The 17,055-nt window shown below is 73.6% G+C and carries 20 protein-coding genes; 11 read left to right on the forward strand and 9 right to left on the reverse strand.

Annotated features, from left to right (window positions below; all coding sequences use genetic code 11):
• Window positions 1-396: 396 nt before the first annotated feature.
• Complete coding sequence (locus tag GKE82_RS27935; protein WP_309233450.1) at window positions 397-1,326, reverse strand: hydroxymethylglutaryl-CoA lyase; 930 nt, start codon at window positions 1,324-1,326, stop codon at window positions 397-399.
• A gap of 11 nt (window positions 1,327-1,337) precedes the next feature.
• Window positions 1,338-1,760, reverse strand: coding sequence for a hypothetical protein (locus GKE82_RS27940; protein WP_230316103.1), 423 nt, complete (start codon window positions 1,758-1,760; stop codon window positions 1,338-1,340).
• A gap of 158 nt (window positions 1,761-1,918) precedes the next feature.
• Between GKE82_RS27940 and npdG the strand changes: the two genes are divergently transcribed.
• Genes npdG through cofE form a run of 4 tightly spaced genes read left to right on the forward strand, consistent with a single transcriptional unit; the run spans window position 1,919 to window position 4,915 of the window.
• Window positions 1,919-2,593, forward strand: coding sequence for an NADPH-dependent F420 reductase (gene npdG, locus GKE82_RS06060; RefSeq protein WP_230316104.1), 675 nt, complete (start codon window positions 1,919-1,921; stop codon window positions 2,591-2,593).
• Entirely contained in the window at window positions 2,590-3,507 is a 918-nt protein-coding gene (gene cofD, locus GKE82_RS06065; protein ID WP_309233451.1) for a 2-phospho-L-lactate transferase, read from the forward strand. The genes npdG and cofD overlap by 4 nt, the downstream gene beginning before the upstream one ends.
• Window positions 3,504-4,163 carry a 2-phospho-L-lactate guanylyltransferase gene (gene cofC, locus GKE82_RS06070; protein ID WP_107570653.1) on the forward strand — a complete coding sequence of 220 codons (660 nt, stop codon included), beginning with the start codon at window positions 3,504-3,506 and terminating at the stop codon, window positions 4,161-4,163. The genes cofD and cofC overlap by 4 nt, the downstream gene beginning before the upstream one ends.
• Entirely contained in the window at window positions 4,160-4,915 is a 756-nt protein-coding gene (gene cofE, locus GKE82_RS06075; RefSeq protein WP_309233452.1) for a coenzyme F420-0:L-glutamate ligase, read from the forward strand. The genes cofC and cofE overlap by 4 nt, the downstream gene beginning before the upstream one ends.
• A gap of 24 nt (window positions 4,916-4,939) precedes the next feature.
• On the opposite strand, the gene greA is transcribed toward cofE, so the two are convergent.
• On the reverse strand, window positions 4,940-5,410 hold the full coding sequence (greA, locus tag GKE82_RS06080) for a transcription elongation factor GreA (protein WP_107570654.1): 471 nt from the start codon (window positions 5,408-5,410) through the stop codon (window positions 4,940-4,942).
• Window positions 5,407-7,653, reverse strand: coding sequence for a 5-amino-6-(D-ribitylamino)uracil--L-tyrosine 4-hydroxyphenyl transferase CofH (cofH, locus tag GKE82_RS06085; protein ID WP_154732699.1), 2,247 nt, complete (start codon window positions 7,651-7,653; stop codon window positions 5,407-5,409). The genes greA and cofH overlap by 4 nt, the downstream gene beginning before the upstream one ends.
• Before the next feature lie 107 nt (window positions 7,654-7,760).
• On the opposite strand from cofH, the gene GKE82_RS06090 reads away from it, so the two are divergent.
• Window positions 7,761-8,720 carry an ABC transporter substrate-binding protein gene (locus GKE82_RS06090; RefSeq protein ID WP_158276932.1) on the forward strand — a complete coding sequence of 320 codons (960 nt, stop codon included), beginning with the start codon at window positions 7,761-7,763 and terminating at the stop codon, window positions 8,718-8,720.
• 15 nt (window positions 8,721-8,735) lie between these two features.
• Here the strand turns inward: GKE82_RS06090 and GKE82_RS06095 are convergent, their stop codons facing one another.
• Window positions 8,736-9,098, reverse strand: coding sequence for a hypothetical protein (locus GKE82_RS06095; RefSeq protein ID WP_107570657.1), 363 nt, complete (start codon window positions 9,096-9,098; stop codon window positions 8,736-8,738).
• A 35-nt stretch (window positions 9,099-9,133) separates the two neighbouring features.
• Between GKE82_RS06095 and GKE82_RS06100 the strand changes: the two genes are divergently transcribed.
• Window positions 9,134-10,105 carry a folate-binding protein YgfZ gene (locus tag GKE82_RS06100; protein ID WP_154732701.1) on the forward strand — a complete coding sequence of 324 codons (972 nt, stop codon included), beginning with the start codon at window positions 9,134-9,136 and terminating at the stop codon, window positions 10,103-10,105.
• Here the strand turns inward: GKE82_RS06100 and GKE82_RS06105 are convergent.
• Window positions 10,074-11,852 carry an exonuclease domain-containing protein gene (locus GKE82_RS06105; protein ID WP_154732702.1) on the reverse strand — a complete coding sequence of 593 codons (1,779 nt, stop codon included), beginning with the start codon at window positions 11,850-11,852 and terminating at the stop codon, window positions 10,074-10,076. The genes GKE82_RS06100 and GKE82_RS06105 overlap by 32 nt on opposite strands.
• A gap of 121 nt (window positions 11,853-11,973) precedes the next feature.
• On the opposite strand from GKE82_RS06105, the gene GKE82_RS06110 reads away from it, so the two are divergent.
• The 5 genes from GKE82_RS06110 to GKE82_RS06130 all read left to right on the forward strand — a co-directional run bounded on the left by GKE82_RS06110 (window position 11,974) and on the right by GKE82_RS06130 (window position 14,983).
• Window positions 11,974-12,192: a hypothetical protein gene (locus GKE82_RS06110; RefSeq protein WP_107570660.1), complete on the forward strand. Its 219-nt coding sequence runs from the start codon at window positions 11,974-11,976 to the stop codon at window positions 12,190-12,192.
• 109 nt (window positions 12,193-12,301) lie between these two features.
• The gene (locus GKE82_RS06115) at window positions 12,302-12,733 is read left to right on the forward strand and encodes a hypothetical protein (protein ID WP_154732703.1); all 432 of its coding nucleotides are present in this window, start codon (window positions 12,302-12,304) and stop codon (window positions 12,731-12,733) included.
• 26 nt (window positions 12,734-12,759) lie between these two features.
• Window positions 12,760-13,332, forward strand: a complete 573-nt coding sequence (locus GKE82_RS06120) for a hypothetical protein (protein WP_107570662.1) — start codon at window positions 12,760-12,762, stop codon at window positions 13,330-13,332.
• Between the two features lie 68 nt (window positions 13,333-13,400).
• Entirely contained in the window at window positions 13,401-14,657 is a 1,257-nt protein-coding gene (gene ccrA / locus GKE82_RS06125) for a crotonyl-CoA carboxylase/reductase (RefSeq protein ID WP_107570663.1), read from the forward strand.
• Window positions 14,657-14,983, forward strand: a complete 327-nt coding sequence (locus GKE82_RS06130; protein ID WP_107570664.1) for a hypothetical protein — start codon at window positions 14,657-14,659, stop codon at window positions 14,981-14,983. The genes ccrA and GKE82_RS06130 overlap by 1 nt, the downstream gene beginning before the upstream one ends.
• Window positions 14,984-15,072: 89 nt before the next feature.
• On the opposite strand, the gene GKE82_RS06135 is transcribed toward GKE82_RS06130, so the two are convergent.
• From GKE82_RS06135 to GKE82_RS06145, 3 genes are read right to left on the reverse strand one after another with little or no spacing between them, the layout of a single operon-like run.
• On the reverse strand, window positions 15,073-15,360 hold the full coding sequence (locus tag GKE82_RS06135; RefSeq protein ID WP_107570665.1) for an ATP-dependent Clp protease adaptor ClpS: 288 nt from the start codon (window positions 15,358-15,360) through the stop codon (window positions 15,073-15,075).
• Window positions 15,361-15,371: 11 nt separating this feature from the next.
• Window positions 15,372-16,235, reverse strand: a complete 864-nt coding sequence (locus GKE82_RS06140; protein ID WP_154732704.1) for an MBL fold metallo-hydrolase — start codon at window positions 16,233-16,235, stop codon at window positions 15,372-15,374.
• Window positions 16,232-17,050 carry a class I SAM-dependent methyltransferase gene (locus GKE82_RS06145; RefSeq protein ID WP_154732705.1) on the reverse strand — a complete coding sequence of 273 codons (819 nt, stop codon included), beginning with the start codon at window positions 17,048-17,050 and terminating at the stop codon, window positions 16,232-16,234. Before GKE82_RS06145 ends, GKE82_RS06140 begins: the two co-directional genes overlap by 4 nt.
• Window positions 17,051-17,055 lie beyond the last annotated feature (5 nt).

Genomic DNA, 17,055 nt, shown 5'->3' on the forward strand with positions numbered 1-17,055 from the left:
GCCCGCGCCCACACGACCGCGACGGCCATCAGCACCGCGGAGGTCCACAGCAGCGTCGTCGCCTGCGCGAGCTCGGCGTCGAGCAGCTCGACCACGTCGCGGAGCGCGACGAGCGTCAGGAACCACGTGCACAGGTACAGCGCGACCTGGTAGCCGCGCGGGCTCGTGGGCTCGGTCGGGGAGCGCCACGCGATCGTCGCCAGCAGCGCCAGCACCACGACCGTGATCGCCAGTCGGCCGCCCGCCCCGAGGTCGTCCTGCAGGCGCAGGCTCAGCAGCCCGACGAGGACCGTCAGCGCGACCGCGCCGGCCGCGATCTGGTCGCCACGGAACGGCTCGGGGGTCAGGAGGCGCAGCACCGCGCCAACCTACCCGGAGCGCGCCCGCCCCGAGCGTTCAGCGGTGCCAGTCGACGGGGCCGGCCACGAGCGTGTGGCTGCCCAGCGGCCGGCCGAGCACCTCGGCGACCGCGCGCGAGGCCTCGAGCAGCTTCGCCAGGTCGATCCCGGTGTCGACGCCCATCTCGTGCAGCATCGACACGAGGTCCTCGCTCGCGATGTTGCCGGTCGCGCCCTTGGGGACCGGGCAGCCGCCGAGCTCCCCGAAGCTCGACTCGAAGCTCGTGCAGCCCGCCTCCAGCGCGGCGAGCGCGTTGGCGAGCCCCTGGCCGCGGGTGTTGTGGAAGTGCGCGGTGATCTCGACGTCGTCCCCGAGCCGCTCGCGCGCGGCGACGAAGAACTCGCGGACCTGCCGCGGGTTCGCCATCCCGGTCGTGTCGCCGAAGCCCAGCTCCTGCGCGCCCGCGTCCCGCAGCGCGACCGCGAGGTCGAGGACCCGGTCGCGCGGCACCTCCCCCTCGTAGGGGCAGCCGAACGACGTGGCGATGACCGCCTCCACCTGCTTGCCCGCCTCGCGCGCCCGCGGGATGACCTTCTGCAGGCCGGCGAGCGACTCGGCGATCGAGCGGTTGACGTTCTTGCGGTTGTGCGTCTCCGAGCCGCTCAGGAAGACCCCGCACTCCTCGAACAGGTCGGCGACGGCCAGCGCGTTGTCGAGCCCGCGCTCGTTCGGGATCAGCACGCTGCGCGACACGCCGGCGGGCACGTCGATCCCGGCGAGCACCTCGGTGTTGTCCGCGAGCTGCGGCAGGACGTCCGGCCGCACGAACGAGGTCACCTCGATGCGCTTCACGCCGGTCCGCACGAGCAGGTCGATCAGGCGGATCTTGTCCGCGGTGGCGATCGTCTCCGGCTCGTTCTGGAACCCGTCACGCGGCCCGACCTCGCGGACGTGGACGGACGACGGCAGGTCGGGCAGGGCGCTCACGGGCCGGTCTCCTACTTCGAGGACGTCTTCTTCTTCGGCGGGTCGGGCACGGTCTTCCCGATCTTCGTGCCGATCTCGAACGACGCGTACGCGTTGACGTGCTGGACGTCGAAGCCGAGCAGGTCGGTGGAGCGGTTCAGCCGCTTGGGCAGCGTGAAGCGCCAGCGCTTGCCGGTCTTCGTGACGCGCTTGGCCTCGCCCAGGGCGGTGATGACCTCCTCGCCCTTGCCGTCGATGCGCGCGGCGCGCCAGCGGATGTAGGTCGCCGGGACCTTCGTCAGCACGGTCACGTCCCCGTTGGGGCGCACGGTGACCGTGTTGGCGAACTTCAGCGGGTACTTCACCTCCGGCGTGCACTCGCCGCCGGTGCCGTCCGCCTTCGGGACGCAGTTGTAGCCGACCGTCGCCGGGGCCTTCTGCGTGGACGACTGCACGATCAGCGTGCGGTAGTCCTGCGCCGCCGGGGCCGCCGTGTTCTGCGCGAGGGCGAGCGAGGTGAGGGGTGAGCGTGGCGCCCACTCCCCCCGCCAGGGCCATCCGCGCTCTCCTGCCGTCGAGTCGCATGGACGACGAAATCTATACTCCGGCGCCCATGGCCGACCCCATCTCCATCATCGGTGGTTCCGGTGCACTGGGCTACGGACTCGCTGTCCGGCTCGGTCGCGCAGGCATCCCCGTCACCATCGGATCCCGCGACGCGGCGCGCGCGGTGGAGGCCGCCGAGCGCGCGGCCGCGGCCGTCCCGGACGGCTCGTTCACCGGGCTCGGGAACGCGGAGGCGGCCGCCGGGAGCTCGATCGTGATCCTGTCGGTGCCGTTCCGCAACCAGTCCGAGACGCTCACGAACCTGAAGACGACGCTGCAGCCCGGGCAGCTCGTCGTCGACGCGACCGTGCCGCTGGCCGCGGCCGTCAGCGGCAAGGCGACGCGCATCCTCGGCGTCTGGCAGGGCTCCGCCGCCCAGCAGGCGCAGGAGATGGTCCCGGAGGGCGTACGCGTCGTCAGCGCCTTCCACACCGTCGCCGCCGCCCACCTCGGCGACCTCGACTGGCAGCTCGACGAGGACATCCTCGTCTGCGGCGACAAGAAGGACGACAAGGCCCGCGTGATCGAGCTGATCGGGAAGATCGACGGCCTGCGCGGCGTCGACGCCGGCAAGCTCGAGATGAGCCGCATCGTCGAGTCGCTCACCCCGCTGCTGATCGGGATCAACGTGCGCCACAAGACGCACGCCGGCATCAAGATCACCGGTCTGCCGTCGGCGTGAGCGCCGGTCCCGTCGTCGTCCTCGCCGGCGGTACCGGCGGGGCGAAGCTCGCGCGCGGGATGCTCGACGTGGTCGGTGACGACCTCGTGGTGGTCGCCAACACGGCCGACGACGTCGAGCTCTACGGCGCGTACGTCTCGCCCGACCCGGACCTCTGCGCGTTCTGGCTGGCGGACCGCATCGACGCGCGCGGCTGGGGCCTGGACGGCGACACCTTCCACGTCATGGACGGGCTGCGCGAGCTCGGCCGCGAGGTCTGGTTCAACCTCGGCGACCGCGACCTCGCCGTCGGGCTGCGCCGGGCCGAGCGGCTCGCCGCGGGCGACCGCCTGACCGAGGCGCTGCACGAGCTGACCGCCGCCCTGGGGCTGACCGCGCGCGTGCTGCCGATGAGCGACGCGCCCGTGCGCACACGCGTGCGCACCGAGGGCACGTGGGCCCCGTTCCAGGAGTTCATGATCCGCCGGCAGGGACGCGGGCCGATCGAGGACGTCGCGTTCGACGGCATCGAGGCCGCGACGCCGCCCCCGGAGGTGCTCGACGCGATCGCCGCCGCCCGCGCGATCGTCATCGGGCCGAGCAACCCGGTCATCTCGATCCGGCCGATCCTCGACGTCCCGGGGATGCGCGAGGCGCTCGCCGCCTCCCCCGCCGCGGTCGTCGCGGTCAGCCCGATCGTCGGCGGCACCGTGGTGAAGGGACCGACGGAGCCGTTCCTCGCGTGGGCCGGGCACCCCCTGAACGCGTCGGGGATCGCCGCGCACTACGGTGGTGTCCTCGACGGTCTCGTCACGGACGAGGCCGGTCACGGAACCAGCGTGCCGATGCTCCAGACCGACACCATGATGGGCGACGCCGCCGCACGGCAGCGTCTCGCCCGACAGACCCTCGACTTCACGGAGGGTCTGCGATGAGCACGATCGCCGTCGTCCCCGTCAAGCGCTTCGGCGACGCCAAGCAGCGCCTGGCCGACCACATCGGCGAGCCGACCCGCAAGGCGCTCAGCGAGGCGATGGTCACCGACGTCCTCATCGCGCTGCGGCGCGCGCAGCGCGTCGACCGCGTGATCGTCGTGACGAACGAGCCCGCCGCCGAGGCGCTAGCCAACGGCTACGACGCCGAGCCGGTCCTCGACTCCGACGGGGAGACCTCGCACAGCTCGGCGGCGCTCGTCGGCGTGCGCTCCGCCCGCGAGCGCGGGGCGCGCCGGGTGCTGCTGGTGCCCGGGGACTGCCCGGCCCTCGACCCCAAGGAGGTCGACGCGCTGATCGAGGGAGCCGGCGAGGCGCCCGAGGTCCTCGTCATCCCCGACCGCCACGGGACCGGCACCAACGCCCTGCTGCTGAGCCCGCCGGACGTCATGGAGCCGTCCTTCGGTCCCGGGTCGGCCGCCCGGCACGTCGAGCTCGCCCGCGCCGCCGGTGCCTCCGCCGCGCTGCGCGAGGTCCCGTCCCTGGCGCTGGACGTCGACACCTTCGAGGACCTGCAGGCGCTGCGCGACGCGCTCGCCGGGGTGATCGGCGGCGCCGCGCACACGCGCGGGATGCTGAACCGGCTCGCGCGCCGGTGAACGGGCTGCTCGCGACCCCGGTCGCGGGCCTGCCGCCCCGCCTGCGCGCCGGGGACGACCTTGCCGCGCTCGTCGCCGACGCGGTCGCGGACTGGCGCGACGGGGACGTCGTCGTCATCGCGCACAAGGCGGTCTCCAAGTGCGAGGGGCGCACCGTGCGCCTCGCCGACGTGACGCCCTCGGCGCGGGCGCGGCAGCTCGCCGCCGAGCACGACAAGGACCCGCGGCAGGTGCAGGTGGTCCTCGACGAGTCCGCCGAGCTCGTCCGCGCCGACCACGGCGTGCTGATCACCCGCACCCGGCACGGGTTCGTCTGCGCGAACGCGGGCGTGGACGCCTCCAACAGCGGCGAGGACGACACCCTCGTCCTGCTGCCGCTGGACCCGGACGGCTCGGCCCGCGGCCTGCGCGCCGCGCTGCGCGCGCACACCGGGATCAAGCGGCTGGCCGTCGTGGTGACGGACTCGTTCGGGCGCGCGTGGCGTCACGGGCAGTGCGACGTGGCGATCGGGGTCGCCGGGCTGCAGCCGCTGGACGATCGGCGCGGCGGACGCGACGCGGACGGCCGCGAGCTGCGCGCCACCTGGATCGCGGTGGCCGACCAGGCGGCGGCCGCCGCCGACCTCGTCCGCGACAAGACCTCCGGCACGCCCGCGGTCGTCCTGCGCGGGCTCGGGCACCACGTGACCGCCGACGACGGCCCCGGCGCTGCGGCACTGCTGCGGCCGCTCGCGGAGGACCTCTTCCGCTGACGGCCGCGCCTCCGCGGAGGCGTCTCAGCCGATGCGCAGGACCGCCATCGGGCGGCCGCCGCGCGGGGTCTGCACCTCGACGGTGTCCCCCGCCTTCGCGCCCACGAGCGCGATCGCGACCGGCGACTCCGCGGAGAGCTTTCCGGCGGACGCGTCCGCCTCGGTCGGGCCGACGATCGTGTACGTCGCCTCCTTCCCGGAGGTCTCGTCACGCACGGTGACCGTCGAGCCGAAGCCCACGACGTCGGTGCCGGAGGCCTCGACGACGACCGCGTTGCGCAGCCGCTCCTGCAGGCGCAGGATCTTCGTCTCCAGGTGCCCCTGGTCCTCCTTGGCGATGTGGTACTCGGCGTTCTCCTTCAGGTCGCCCATGTCGCGGGCGAAGGAGATCCGCTTGGCGATGTCGGCCCGCGCGGTCGTCTCGAGCTCGTGCAGCTCCGCCTTGAGCGCCTCCAGGCCCTCCGCGGTGATCGCCTCGCCGCCCGGGGTGCTCATGCGGTCACCAGGTCGAAGCCGTCGAGCGTCATGCCGACGGGCGTGCGCCGCCGCACCGCGTACAGCGTCGTGCGCTCCGCGGCGGGGCGCCCGGCCGCGTGCGCGGCCTCGACGAGGTCCTCCGGGTCCAGGCGGACGCCGTGACGGCTCCCCGCCATGCGGCTGATCGACTCCTCCATGAGGGTTCCTCCCAGGTCGTTGACGCCCCAGCGCAGCGATTCGGTCGCCGCGTCCAGGCCCATCTTGACCCACGAGGCCTGCAGGTTGCTGATCGACCGGCCGAGCGCGAGGCGGAAGACCGCGGTGTGCTTGAGGTTCTCCTCGGCGGAGAGCTCCTCGACGCCGTGCGTGCGGCCGAGCATCGTCATGTACGGGATGAAGCTCAGCGGCACGAACTCGGTGATGCCGCCGGTGCGCTCCTGCAGCGCGCGGACGACGCGCAGGTGCTCGGCGAGCTCCCAGGGCTCCTCGACGTGCCCGAACATCACGGTCGAGGTCGAGCGCAGGCCCGCGGCGTGCGAGGCCTCGATCACCTCGACCCAGCGGGCGGCGGGCAGCTTGTTCGGGCTGATCCGCTCGCGCACGCCGTCGTGGAGCACCTCCGCGGCGGTCCCGGGCGTCGAGCCCAGGCCGGCGTCGCGCAGCTGCGCGAAGACCTCGGACAGCGGCAGGCCGCTGACCGTCGCCATGTGGTCGATCTCCATCGGCGAGTACGCGTGCAGGTGCAGCTGCGGCGCCAGCTGCTTCGCGAAGCGCAGCCAGCCGAGGTAGTCCTCGAACTGCCAGTCCGGGTGGATGCCCGACTGGATGCACAGCTCGGTGGCGCCGAACGCGACCGCGTCGGCGACGCGCGCCGCGAAGTCCTCCCGCGAGTGCTCGTAGGCGTCCGGGGAGCGCCGGGACTGCCCGAAGCCGCAGAACGCGCAGCCGACCGTGCAGACGTTCGAGACGTTGATGTTGCGGTTCACGACGTAGGTGACGTCGTCCCCCGCGAGCTCGGCGCGCAGCTCGTCGGCGGCCTGGCGCAGGTCCTCGACCGCCTCGGGCCGGTCCTCCGCGAAGAGCGCGGTCAGCTCGTCCTCGCTCAGCCACGCACCGTCGCGGCCGCGGGCGATCGCCCCGGCGACGAGGTCGCGGCGGATCGGGCGCGGCGGGTCGGTCCGCCCGGACCCGCGGCGCGGGATGAACGACCAGTACTTCTGGCGGATCGTGTCCATCACGCCCGGGGCGATCCACCCGGCGTCGATGAACGAGCCGTACACGCACAGCCGCTCGGTGAGCGCGTAGCCGCGCGGGGCGAGCTCCTTGCGGACCTGGTGCGGGGACGGGAAGGGATGCTCCGGGCTGATGTGGTCGCCGTTGGCCGACAGGCCCCCGAGGTCGGTGGCGCCGGCGTCGATCAGCCGCGGCCACCAGTCGGCGAGGTTCGGCGGGATCTGCACGCCGACGTCGGGCATGATCCGCCGCGCGTGGGTGACGAGGTCCTCCATCTCCTCGATCGTCACGCCGGTCGCCCAGGCGGGCAGGTCCTTCGCGGGCCGCTCGCCCTCGCCGTCCCACAGGCCCGTCGCCCAGGCGCGCCGGGCGGCCGCGTCGGCGATCTCCGCGACCTCGCGGCCGTAGTAGGCGTCGTGCGGGACGAAGTTCTGCAGGATGACCTCCTGCAGGTGCCCGTGCTCGGCGTGGACCGCGGCCAGCGCGTCGAGTGCCGCGAACCGGTCCTGCGCGGTCTCGCCGATGCCGACGAGGATGCCGCTGGTGAACGGGATCCGCAGCTCGCCCGCCCAGCGGATCGTCTCCAGACGGCGGTGCGGGGCCTTCGTCGGCGAGCCCTGGTGGGCGACGAGGTCGTCGCGGATCGACTCGAGCATCAGCCCCTGCGAGGCGGTGACCTCGCGCAGCCGCGCCAGGTCCTCTTTCGTGAGCACGCCGAGGTTCGTGTGCGGGAGCAGGCCTCGCTCGAGCGCGCGCTCGCAGGTCCACACGACGTACCCGGTGAAGTCCTCGTGCCCGTACGCGGCGAGCCGCGCGGCGACCTCGGCGTTGACCTCGGGCCGCTCGCCGGTGAGCACGAGCAGCTCCTTGACGTTGCGGCGCGCGGCGGCGTCGAGCTGCGCGATCACCTCGTCGGGCGAGTAGAGGTGCGCCTTGTGGGTCTTGAAGGCGCAGTACTTGCAGAAGCACTGGCAGGTTCGCGAGAGCGAGAGCGTGACGTTTCGCGAGAAGGTGACGCGACGGCGCATCAGCGGAGTGTATGGCGTCGCCGGACCGGTCCCGTCGAGGGCCGCGGACGCGCCCGGCGGCCGGCGCGGCTCCGCGGCGCGGGTCCGGCGACGCCTATCCTGGCGGCGTGCTCCGTCGCCTGCTGCCGCTCCTCGCCCTCCTCGCCGCGCTCGGCCTGGCCGCCTGCAGCGGCGGTGACGGCCGCCCCGAGGAGGACGCGACGCTGCTGCTGGACTTCACGCCCAACGCGGTGCACGCGGGCATCTTCCTGGCCCGGTCGCGGGCGTTCGACGAGGCCGAGGGCGTGCGCCTGGAGATCCAGCCGCCGTCGGACTCGACCGACGCGGTGAAGCTCCTGACCGCCAACCGCACCGACTTCGCGATCCTCGACATCCACGACCTCGCGATCGCCCGCGAGAAGGGCGCCGATCTCGTCGCCGTGATGCCGGTCGTCCAGCAGCCGCTGGCGAGCGTCATCACCGGGCCGGACGTCCGCCGCCCGCGCGACCTCGAGGGCCGGACCGTCGGGGTCACCGGCCTGCCGAGCGACGTGGCCGTGCTGCGGTCGATCGTCCGCGGCGACGGCGGCGACCCGGAGCGGGTGAAGACGACCACGATCGGCTTCACCGCCGTGCAGGCGCTGCTCGGCGGCAAGGTCGACGGCGTGACCGCGTTCTGGAACGCGGAGGGCGTGGCGCTCAAGCGCGAGAAGCCCGACACGCGCGTGTTCAAGCTCGACCGCTACGGCGCCCCCTCCTACCCCGAGCTCGTGCTCGCGGTCAGCCGCTCGACCTACCAGGAGCGCCGGCCGCTCGTGCGCGCGGTGGTCACCGCGCTCAAGCGCGGCTACGACGAGGCGATCGCCGACCCGGAGTCCGGGACGACCGCGCTCGTCGAGGCCCAGGAGGGGCTGCGCCAGGACCTCGTGCTCGAGGAGCTCGAGGCCGTCTCTCCCGCGCTCGTCGGCAGCTCGGTCGGCTTCGGCGTGTTCGGCCGGCGCGACGTCGAGGAGTGGGCCCGCTGGGAGGCCGAGGTCGGCATCACCGAGGAGCCCGTGAACGTGGCGCTGGCGTTCGGCCGGCCCTGACGGCCGGCCCGGGCGCTACTGGGAGCGCAGGCGACGGAACTCGTCGCGCACCGACTGCGGCCGGCCCCACATCTGCGTGACCTCGACGCGGCCGCTGCGGACCTGGCGGACCGCGAGCTCGCCGGCGATGCCGGCGTCGTCGAGCAGGCCGAGCGCGGTGCTCACCGCGGGCGCCGAGGCGGCGTGCCCGAAGCGGTGGGCGACGAGCAGGCGCCAGTGCCAGTCGTGCTGCGAGTAGGGCTGCGCGTTGCAGGTCACCAGGTACACCGCGGCGTCGATGTAGCGCTCCTCGTCGTGGATCCGCAGGTCGATCTCGAGATCGGTCCAGTCGTCGGGGAGCGAGTCGACGATCCGCTGGAAGGTGTCGGCGAGCGGCATGAGCAGGAATCTACCGTCTGCCATCCTCCGACCCCATGACCGTCCTCGTCATCACGGACACCGACCGCGAGGCGCTCACCACCGGCGCCGGGCTCGTGGACCGCTCCGAGCGCGGCAAGCTCGCGCTCACCGGCGCCGACCGTCGCAGCTTCCTCAACGGCCAGGTCACGAACGAGATCGAGGCCCTGGAGCCCGGCGGCGGCACGTACGCGGCGTTCCTCACCCACAAGGGCAAGATGCTCGGCGACGTGCGGGTGCTCGAGACCGGCGAGGAGCTCCTGCTGGACACCGAGCGCGTCGCGCTGCAGGCGCTGTTCGACCTCGTGCGCCGGTTCAGCATCGGCTACGACGTGCAGCTGCACAAGCGGACGCTGCAGACCGGGCTGCTGTCGCTCGTCGGGCCGCGCGCGGCGGCCGTCGCGGACGCCGAGGACCTGCCCGCCGAGGAGCACGCGCACCGGGCCGGGACGCTCGGCGGGCGCCCCGCACGGCTCGTGCGCACCCGCGCGGGCGTCGACGTGCTGACCGCGACCGAGGACGTCGAGGCGGTCCGCGCCGCACTGCTCCAGGCGGGCGCCGTGGCGGTGACGGAGGCCTCCGCGGAGGTGCTGCGCGTCGAGGCGGGCGTCCCGCGCTACGGCGTCGACCTCGACGACACCGTGATCCCGCAGGAGGCGGCGCTCAACGAGCGGGCCGTGAGCTTCACGAAGGGCTGCTACGTCGGCCAGGAGACCGTCGCGCGGCTCTTCTACAAGGGCAAGCCCAACCGCCACCTGCGCGGGCTGCGGCTGTCCGGGCCCGCCGCGCCCGGTGACGCGCTCGTGCTCGCCGGGGAGTCCGGGGAGCGCGAGGTCGGCCGCCTGGGCAGCGTCGCGGACTCCCCGCAGCACGGGCCGATCGCGCTCGCGCTCGTGCGCCGCGAGGCGGCGCCCGGGGACGTGGTGCGCGTCGGCGACGGCGACACGACCGCGGTCGTCACCGAGCTGCCGTTCGGCCCCGCGGACTGAGCGGCGCCGCGGGCGCGCCGCGCCGCGCGTCGGGCGCCCCGACGCCGTCGGCGGGCGGCTCGGGCACGCCGTGGGCGCGCAGGAACGCGGCGATCCGCCGCCGGGCCGGCTCCGGGTCGAGCTCGAGCGTCGGGACCACCCGGCCGCGCAGCCACGTCTCGGCGATCCGCTGGCGGCCGACGTCGGCGGGCGCGAGGTGCGGCACGGTCCCCGGACCGGTGTCGCGCAGCGCCCGGACCGTGCGGGCGACCCCGTCCTGCACGTCGTCGAGCGGCCCGTGGTCGGCGACGCGTCCGCCGACGAGCCAGAACGCGTCCCAGCCCCGCACGCCGCGGTGGGAGGCGAGCACGAGCCGCGGCCGGGCGTGCGCGGCGGCGACGTCCTCCCCCAGGGCGGCGAGCAGCTCCTCCAGGCGGGCGCGGCGACGCCGCAGCCACGCGGCGCGCTCGTAGCGCTCGGCGGCCGCGGCCCGGCGCATCTGTTCGTCGACGTGGCGCAGCAGCGGGTGGGTGGACGCCGGCACGCCGCCGACCGTGTCGCGCCGGGTGAACAGCGCCAGCGCCTCGTCGAGCTTGCGGCGGTAGGCGTTGGGGTCGAGGTCGCCCAGGCACGGGGACGCGCAGCGGCCCATCTGCCCGTACGCGGACGGGTGCGGCCGGCGGGGCAGCGAGCGGCCGCAGTGCCGCAGCCCGAACAGCGAGTTCAGCTGCTCGACGAGCTCGAGCGCTCCCGCGCGCGAGGCGAGCGGCCCGACGTTCACGGCGTGGCCGGGCGCGGGCTCCGGCGCCACCTCGAGCACGGGGAACGCGATGTCGAAGCGGCAGCGCAGGTATACGAAGCGGTCGCGGTGCTTGTCGCGGACGTTGCCGGGCGGCAGCAGCTCCCCGATCAGGCGCTGCTCCTCCAGCAGGGCGCCGAGCTCCGAGCGCGTCTCGACGTGGTCGACGGACTCGACCCGCGCCGACCAGTCCCCGTCGGTCGAGGACGGGGCGAAGTGCGCGGCGGCCCGTCGGCGCAGCGACACGGACTTGCCGACGTACAGCGGCTGGCCCGCCTCGTTGCGGAACACGTAGACGCCCGGGGCGTCGGGCAGGTGCCCCATCGCGGGGGCGCGCCGACGCACGCCCTGGAGCGTCGCGCCGCCGTCGGTGCGGCCGGCGCGCGCCCGGCGGGGCCGGGCCGGGCGCAGGAGCGCGACCGCGTCCGCGACGGTGATCGCGTTGGCGCAGAGCTTCGGGAACAGCGCGCAGAACACGCGCGCGCAGGTCTCGGCGTCCGCGAGCGCGCGGTGCGAGACCTCGACGTCGATCCCGAGCGAGCCCGCGAGCAGCGCGAGCTTGCGCTGGCGGGCCAGCGGGTGCAGCCGTCGCGCCATCGCGACGGTGCAGAGCGTCGGCGGGTCGGGCCAGTCCAGTCCCGCGCGGTCGAACGCCTGTCGCAGCACCCGGACGTCGAACGACGCGGAGTGCGCGACGAGGACGCGATCCTCGAGCAGCTCGGCGAGCTCGGGCAGCGTCGTCTCGGCGGCGGGCGCGGCGTCGACCATCGCCTGCGTGATGCCGGTGAGGCGCTGCACGCCGCGGCTCAGCGGCGCGTGGACGGCGCACAACGTCTCCCAGCGGTCGTGCAGCTCACCGCCCCCGACGAGGACGGCGCCGACCTCGGTGAGCTCGCAGGCGTCACCGGCCTTGCCGTTGGTCTCGGTGTCGACGACGAGGAACTCCTGGGTGAGCAGCGACTGGTGCACGATGCGAACACGTGTACGTGTCGGCCCGGACGGCACGCAGGACGACGTGCACCCGTCCGACCGCGCGGAGGGCTACCGTGGAAAGCGAGCACCCCGCCCTCCCCAGAGAAAGGCAGCGCGCATGACGACCGTCTCGCAGCAGGACGCCCTCCGCCGGCTCGAGGAGCTCGACGCGCTCGTGCGCGACGCGTGGGAGCAGTACCAGGCCGAGGTCCGGCTGCTCGACGGCGCCGCCTACGCCGTGGCCGAGCCCGCCGCCTGGGACGCCCTGCAGCTCACGCTCGCCGAGGTGCAGGCCGAGCGCGAGGCGCTCGCGGCCCCCGCGACCGGCAGCATCTGAACGTCGCCGTTCATCGCCGTTGACCCGAACGCCGGGTGTTCGGTTAGGGTTGCGCTCCGGGGGCCTGCTGTGGGCCCTCGAGGGCCCTGGGATGGAGAGCGATCGTCACGTGACCAAGAGGATGCGCCGGACGGCGACCGCGCTCGCGGCGACCGTGCTGCTGACCGCGGCCGGCTGCGGCGACGACGAGGACTACGCCAACGAGGAGCGGCCGCCCGCGCCGATCGTCGTGACGGCGGCGATCACGCCGTCGGGCGTCGCCGTGTCGCCCGAGAAGTTCGGGGCCGGGCCGATCAACCTGATCGTCACCAACCAGACCGAGACCTCGCAGCAGGTGACGCTCGAGACCCGCGACACGTCCTCCGGACCGGGCATCACGCAGCGCACGGGTCCGATCAACCCGCGGGACACCGCGACGCTGAAGGCCGACGTGCCCAGCGGCTCCTACCGGGTGTCCGTGGGCGCCGGGTCGATCGACGCCGCGACGCTCGAGGTCGGCGCCGAGCGGCCGAGCGCGCAGAACGAACTCCTGCAGCCCTGAGCGTCCGCGTCTGGCACGATCGGGGGATGCCACGCCCGCGCCGGACCGCGATCCTGGCCGCCTGCCTCGCCGCCGGGGCCCCGGCCACGTACGCGCTCGCCCAGACCACGGTCACCCCCGAGCAGGAGACGACGGGGAGCAGCAACCCCCAGGCGTTCTTCTCGCAGGAGCTGCAGGCCGACGCGAAGACGAGCTCCGCGATCAAGCGCCTGCTGTCGAGCAAGGCGGGCTTCGTCGACGCGCGCAGCGGCTTCGTCGACGTGACGGGCGACGGCAAGGCCGACGCGATCGTCCTCGTCACGATGCCCGGCCAGGCGGGCACGGTCGCCCTCTACCTCTTCTCGACCGACGGCGGCGCCTCGGGCAAGCCGACCGCCAAGCTGCGCGCGGTCTTCCGCAGCCAGCAGCTCTATCGCGCCACGTTCAAGCTGCGCAACGGCACGCTCGTGGTCCGCACCCCCGTGTACGCCAAGGGCGACGAGCCGCAGGCCCCCTCGAAGTTTGAGGAGCGCGACTACGTGTGGGACAAGGCGTCCACGACGCTGCGTCGCACCGCCCGGCGGGAGTTCGCCGGCCCGGGCGCGACGCCCCCGCGCTGAGGGCCCGCGGCCCGGCCGCGGGACGGCACCGCAAACTCACGCTGCGGCCGGGTAACCTCTCCGGTCCTATGGCAGTCGATATCTCCCAGGTGTCCGTCGTCGACACCGAGCCCGGCGAGCTCCCGGCCACGATGGCGGCTTGGGTCATCCGCGAGGACCGCTTCGGCGAGCCGCGCGATGCCTTCCAGGTCGAAGAGATCGAGGTCCCGGAGCCCGGGGCGTTCGAGGTCGTGGTCCGCGTGATGGCGGCCGGCGTCAACTTCAACAACGTGTGGGCCGCGCTGGCGGAGCCCATCTCGATCTTCCGCTACGGCGACCACCCGCAGTACGGCCACCACATCGGTGGGTCGGACGCGTCGGGCATCGTCTGGAAGGTCGGCGAGGGCGTCACCCGCTGGAAGCCGGGCGACGAGGTCGTGATCCACTGCAACATGGCGTCCTACGAGGATCCCGAGGTCCACGGCCTCGACCCGATGGCCGCCCCGTCGCAGATGATCTGGGGCTACGAGACCACCTGGGGCTCCTTCGCGCAGTTCACGAAGGTCCAGGCCCAGCAGCTCCTCCCGAAGCCCAAGCACCTGAGCTGGGAGGAGGCCGCGTCCTACGGCCTCACGTACTTCACCGCGTACCGGATGCTCTTCAACCGCGGCGGCCTGACCGCCGGCAAGAAGGTCCTGATCTGGGGTGCGGCCGGCGGCCTCGGCGTCTTTGCCGTGCAGCTGTGCAAGGCCGCGGGCGCGGAGTGCGTCGGCGTCGTCTCCTCCGAGGAGAAGGGCGAGCTCGTCAAGGAGCTCGGCGCCGCCGGCTACCTGAACCGCAACGACTTCAAGGGCATGATGCGCAAGGGCGGCGAGACGCCCGAGGAGGAGAAGGCCCGCTTCCTCGAGTCGCGTCGCTTCTCGCAGGCGGTCAACGAGATCCTCGGCGAGGCGCCCGACATCGTCTTCGAGCACGTCGGCACCGCGACGTTCCCGACCTCCGTCTACGCGGTCAAGCCGTTCGGCAAGGTCGTCATCTGCGGCGCCACCTCCGGCTACACGCTCGACTTCGACGTCCGCTACCTGTGGATGCGCCAGAAGGAGATCATCGGCTCGCACTTCGCCAACGCGTGGGAGTGCAACCTCGCGAACAAGCTCATCGAGGAGTCGAAGGTCCGCCCCGTGCTCTGGAAGACCCTCGGGTTCGACGGGGTCGCCGAGGCGCACCAGATGATGCGCGACAACCAGCACCTCGGCAAGATCGCCGTGCTCGTCGGGGCCACCGAGCCCGGGCAGGGCCGCACCGCCGAGGGCGAGGGCGCGATCATCGCGGAGGTGGGTGCCTGATGGCCGCCGGCGCCGTGCAGATCGGCTGGTACGCCACGGGCTTCCGTGGCGACCAGCTCCAGGAGGCGCTCGAGGAGATCTCGGCGATCGCCCCCCGCTACGGGTCGACGCACTACAGCGTCTACCGCTCGATGGACGACCGCTACCGCTTCACCCAGTACTTCCACTTCGAGAAGAAGGCGGACTGGGACGCGTTCTGGAACGGCCCCGAGTTCACGCGCTTCCGCGTCGTGACCTCCGGCTGGTGGCAGGTCCCGGTCCTCTACACCTGGCAGGAGGTCGCGTCCTTCGGGTTCGCCCCCGCCGTGGAGCCCGCCGAGGCGTAGGTGGTCCGCCGGTCCTGCGGGACCGGCCCCCACCGAGGATGTGCCGACGGGGCGCGGGAGACCGCGCCCCGTCGTCGTGCTGCGGGGCCCTAGGCCTTCTCGAGCGGGGCCATCGTCAGGCCCGCGTCCTGCAGCTGGGACCAGTAGTGCTCGGCCAGCTCCTGGTGCCCGGACCAGACGATCGCCTGGCCGGTGTTGTGGATCTGGTCGGCGATCCGGTAGCCGCGGTCCAGCGTGATGCCGGGGATGAACCGAGCGAGGGTGCTCGCGACGCCGTCGAAGGTGTTGTGGTCGTCGTTGCGGACGATGACGCGCCAGGCGCCACCGAGACCACTGTCGGGCCCGCTCGTGCGGGGGAGTTCGATCGTCTGGCTCACGTCGGCGGACGTTACCGGGATTCGTCGCGCTTTTCCTCGCGCTTGGCCCAGTACCGGGCCAGCCCCGCGTGGTTCATCGACGGCCGGTACGCCTCCTCGTAGGCGGCGCGCGCGACGGGGTCGTCGGTCTTGGCGTGGATCAGCGCCCGTGCGGCGGCGGAGAAGCCGTCCTCGTCGGTCCCGCGCGCGAGCTCGGCGAGCTTCGGCAGCGTCTCGCGCAGCTCGTCGAGCTGGTGCTGGACGTCGTCGCGGAAGCCGAAGTGGGTCAGCGCGAGCCGCTCCGGGCGCCACGCCTCGACGAGGTCGATCGAGGCCAGCCAGAGCTCGACGTCGATGTCCGGCGGCGGGGTCGGCGGCAGCGCCGGACCGCCCTCGATGCGCACCCCGGCGACGTCACCGGTGAACGCGGTGCCGGTCTCCTCGTGCAGGTACGCGACGTGGTGCTTGGCGTGCCCGGGCGTGTACGCCGAGCGGAAGCCGTCGATCGTCTCGCCGCCCTGCAGGACGCGGACGTTCTCCTGCGGGACCGGGACGACCTCGCCCCAGAGCCGGTCGAAGTCGGCGCCGTAGATCCGCTTCGCGCTGCTGACGAGCCGCTCGGGGTCGACGAGGTGGCGGGCGCCCTGCTCGTGCACGCAGACCTCCACGTCCGGCCAGCGCTGCACGAGCCGGCCGGCCGCCCCCGCGTGGTCGAAGTGGATGTGGGTCAGCAGGATACGGCGCGGCGCGGGACGGTCCTCCCCGCGCGCCGCGAGCATCGTAGCGTGCGCGACCTCGGGGCCGGGGTCGACGAGGACGTCGTCCCCCACGGCGTAGCAGCAGACGGCGCGACGCGCCCCCATGTGCTCGACGTCCAGTGCTCGGATCTCGGTCATGCGTAGGCCTCTCTCTCGGCGACGATCACGTCCTGGAACGACAGGTGCTCCTCGCGGCCGCACCACGATCCCGGGTGCAGGCCGATGAGCGTGAGCCCGTGACGGCGCAGCGTCCGGAACACCCACTCGTCGGCGTAGGCGACGGCCTCCTCGGGCATCGCCTCGTCGAGGATCGCGACCTCCTCCTCCGCGTCGAGGAACGGGAAGTGCGCGACCCCGTCCTCGATCAGCGTGCGGGAGGTGTCGTTCAGCAGGAAGAAGGTGGCGAGGACGCGGCCACCGGGCTTCAGGCAGCGCGCGATCTCCGCGAGGTAGTGGTCGGCCTCTGCCTCGAGCAGGTGCGTGAGCACGCTCGTGCAGAGGACGACGTCGAACGACCCGCCCGGGTACGGGAAGCGGTAGTCCGCCGCGGTGTGCGTCCCGCCCGGGTTGTAGCGGGCGTTGAAGAGGTCGGCGACGCGGAAGCGGAAGTGCGGGTGGCGGCGGTAGCGGCGCCGGCACCAGCCGATCCCGTCGACGTTGACGTCAAAGCCGTCGTAGCGGCCGCCGGCCTGCGGGTCGAGCACGCGGGTGAGCGGCCGGGCCATCCGGCCGATGCCGCAGCCGACGTCGAGCACCGCGTCGGACGGGCGCAGGCCCACGAGCCGCTCGAGGTGCCCGGCGAACTCCTCCCCGGTCTCGACGAAGTCCGAGTGCCCGACGAACTGCAGGCGCCGCGGGGGCACGAGCCGGTCGGCCCGCGGCGGGCGGCTCAGGTAGCGGTCCCGGACGTCGAGCGCCCGCAGGCGCGCGGACATGGCGACTCGGCGGGACACGGGCG

Origin of the sequence: Conexibacter sp. W3-3-2 (assembly GCF_009707605.1) — a bacterium.
Lineage (GTDB): Bacteria > Actinomycetota > Thermoleophilia > Solirubrobacterales > Solirubrobacteraceae > Paraconexibacter > Paraconexibacter algicola.

Coding starts and splice junctions, on each gene's coding strand:
- GKE82_RS06100 (WP_154732701.1), top strand. CDS start 9,134: ATGACCGTCCTCGTCATCACGGACACCGACCGCGAGGCGCTCACCACC.
- GKE82_RS06130 (WP_107570664.1), top strand. CDS start 14,657: ATGGCCGCCGGCGCCGTGCAGATCGGCTGGTACGCCACGGGCTTCCGT.
- greA (WP_107570654.1), bottom strand. CDS start 5,410: ATGAGCACCCCGGGCGGCGAGGCGATCACCGCGGAGGGCCTGGAGGCG.
- cofH (WP_154732699.1), bottom strand. CDS start 7,653: ATGCGCCGTCGCGTCACCTTCTCGCGAAACGTCACGCTCTCGCTCTCG.
- npdG (WP_230316104.1), top strand. CDS start 1,919: ATGGCCGACCCCATCTCCATCATCGGTGGTTCCGGTGCACTGGGCTAC.
- cofC (WP_107570653.1), top strand. CDS start 3,504: ATGAGCACGATCGCCGTCGTCCCCGTCAAGCGCTTCGGCGACGCCAAG.
- GKE82_RS06110 (WP_107570660.1), top strand. CDS start 11,974: ATGACGACCGTCTCGCAGCAGGACGCCCTCCGCCGGCTCGAGGAGCTC.
- GKE82_RS06120 (WP_107570662.1), top strand. CDS start 12,760: ATGCCACGCCCGCGCCGGACCGCGATCCTGGCCGCCTGCCTCGCCGCC.
- GKE82_RS06140 (WP_154732704.1), bottom strand. CDS start 16,235: ATGACCGAGATCCGAGCACTGGACGTCGAGCACATGGGGGCGCGTCGC.
- ccrA (WP_107570663.1), top strand. CDS start 13,401: ATGGCAGTCGATATCTCCCAGGTGTCCGTCGTCGACACCGAGCCCGGC.
- GKE82_RS06095 (WP_107570657.1), bottom strand. CDS start 9,098: ATGCCGCTCGCCGACACCTTCCAGCGGATCGTCGACTCGCTCCCCGAC.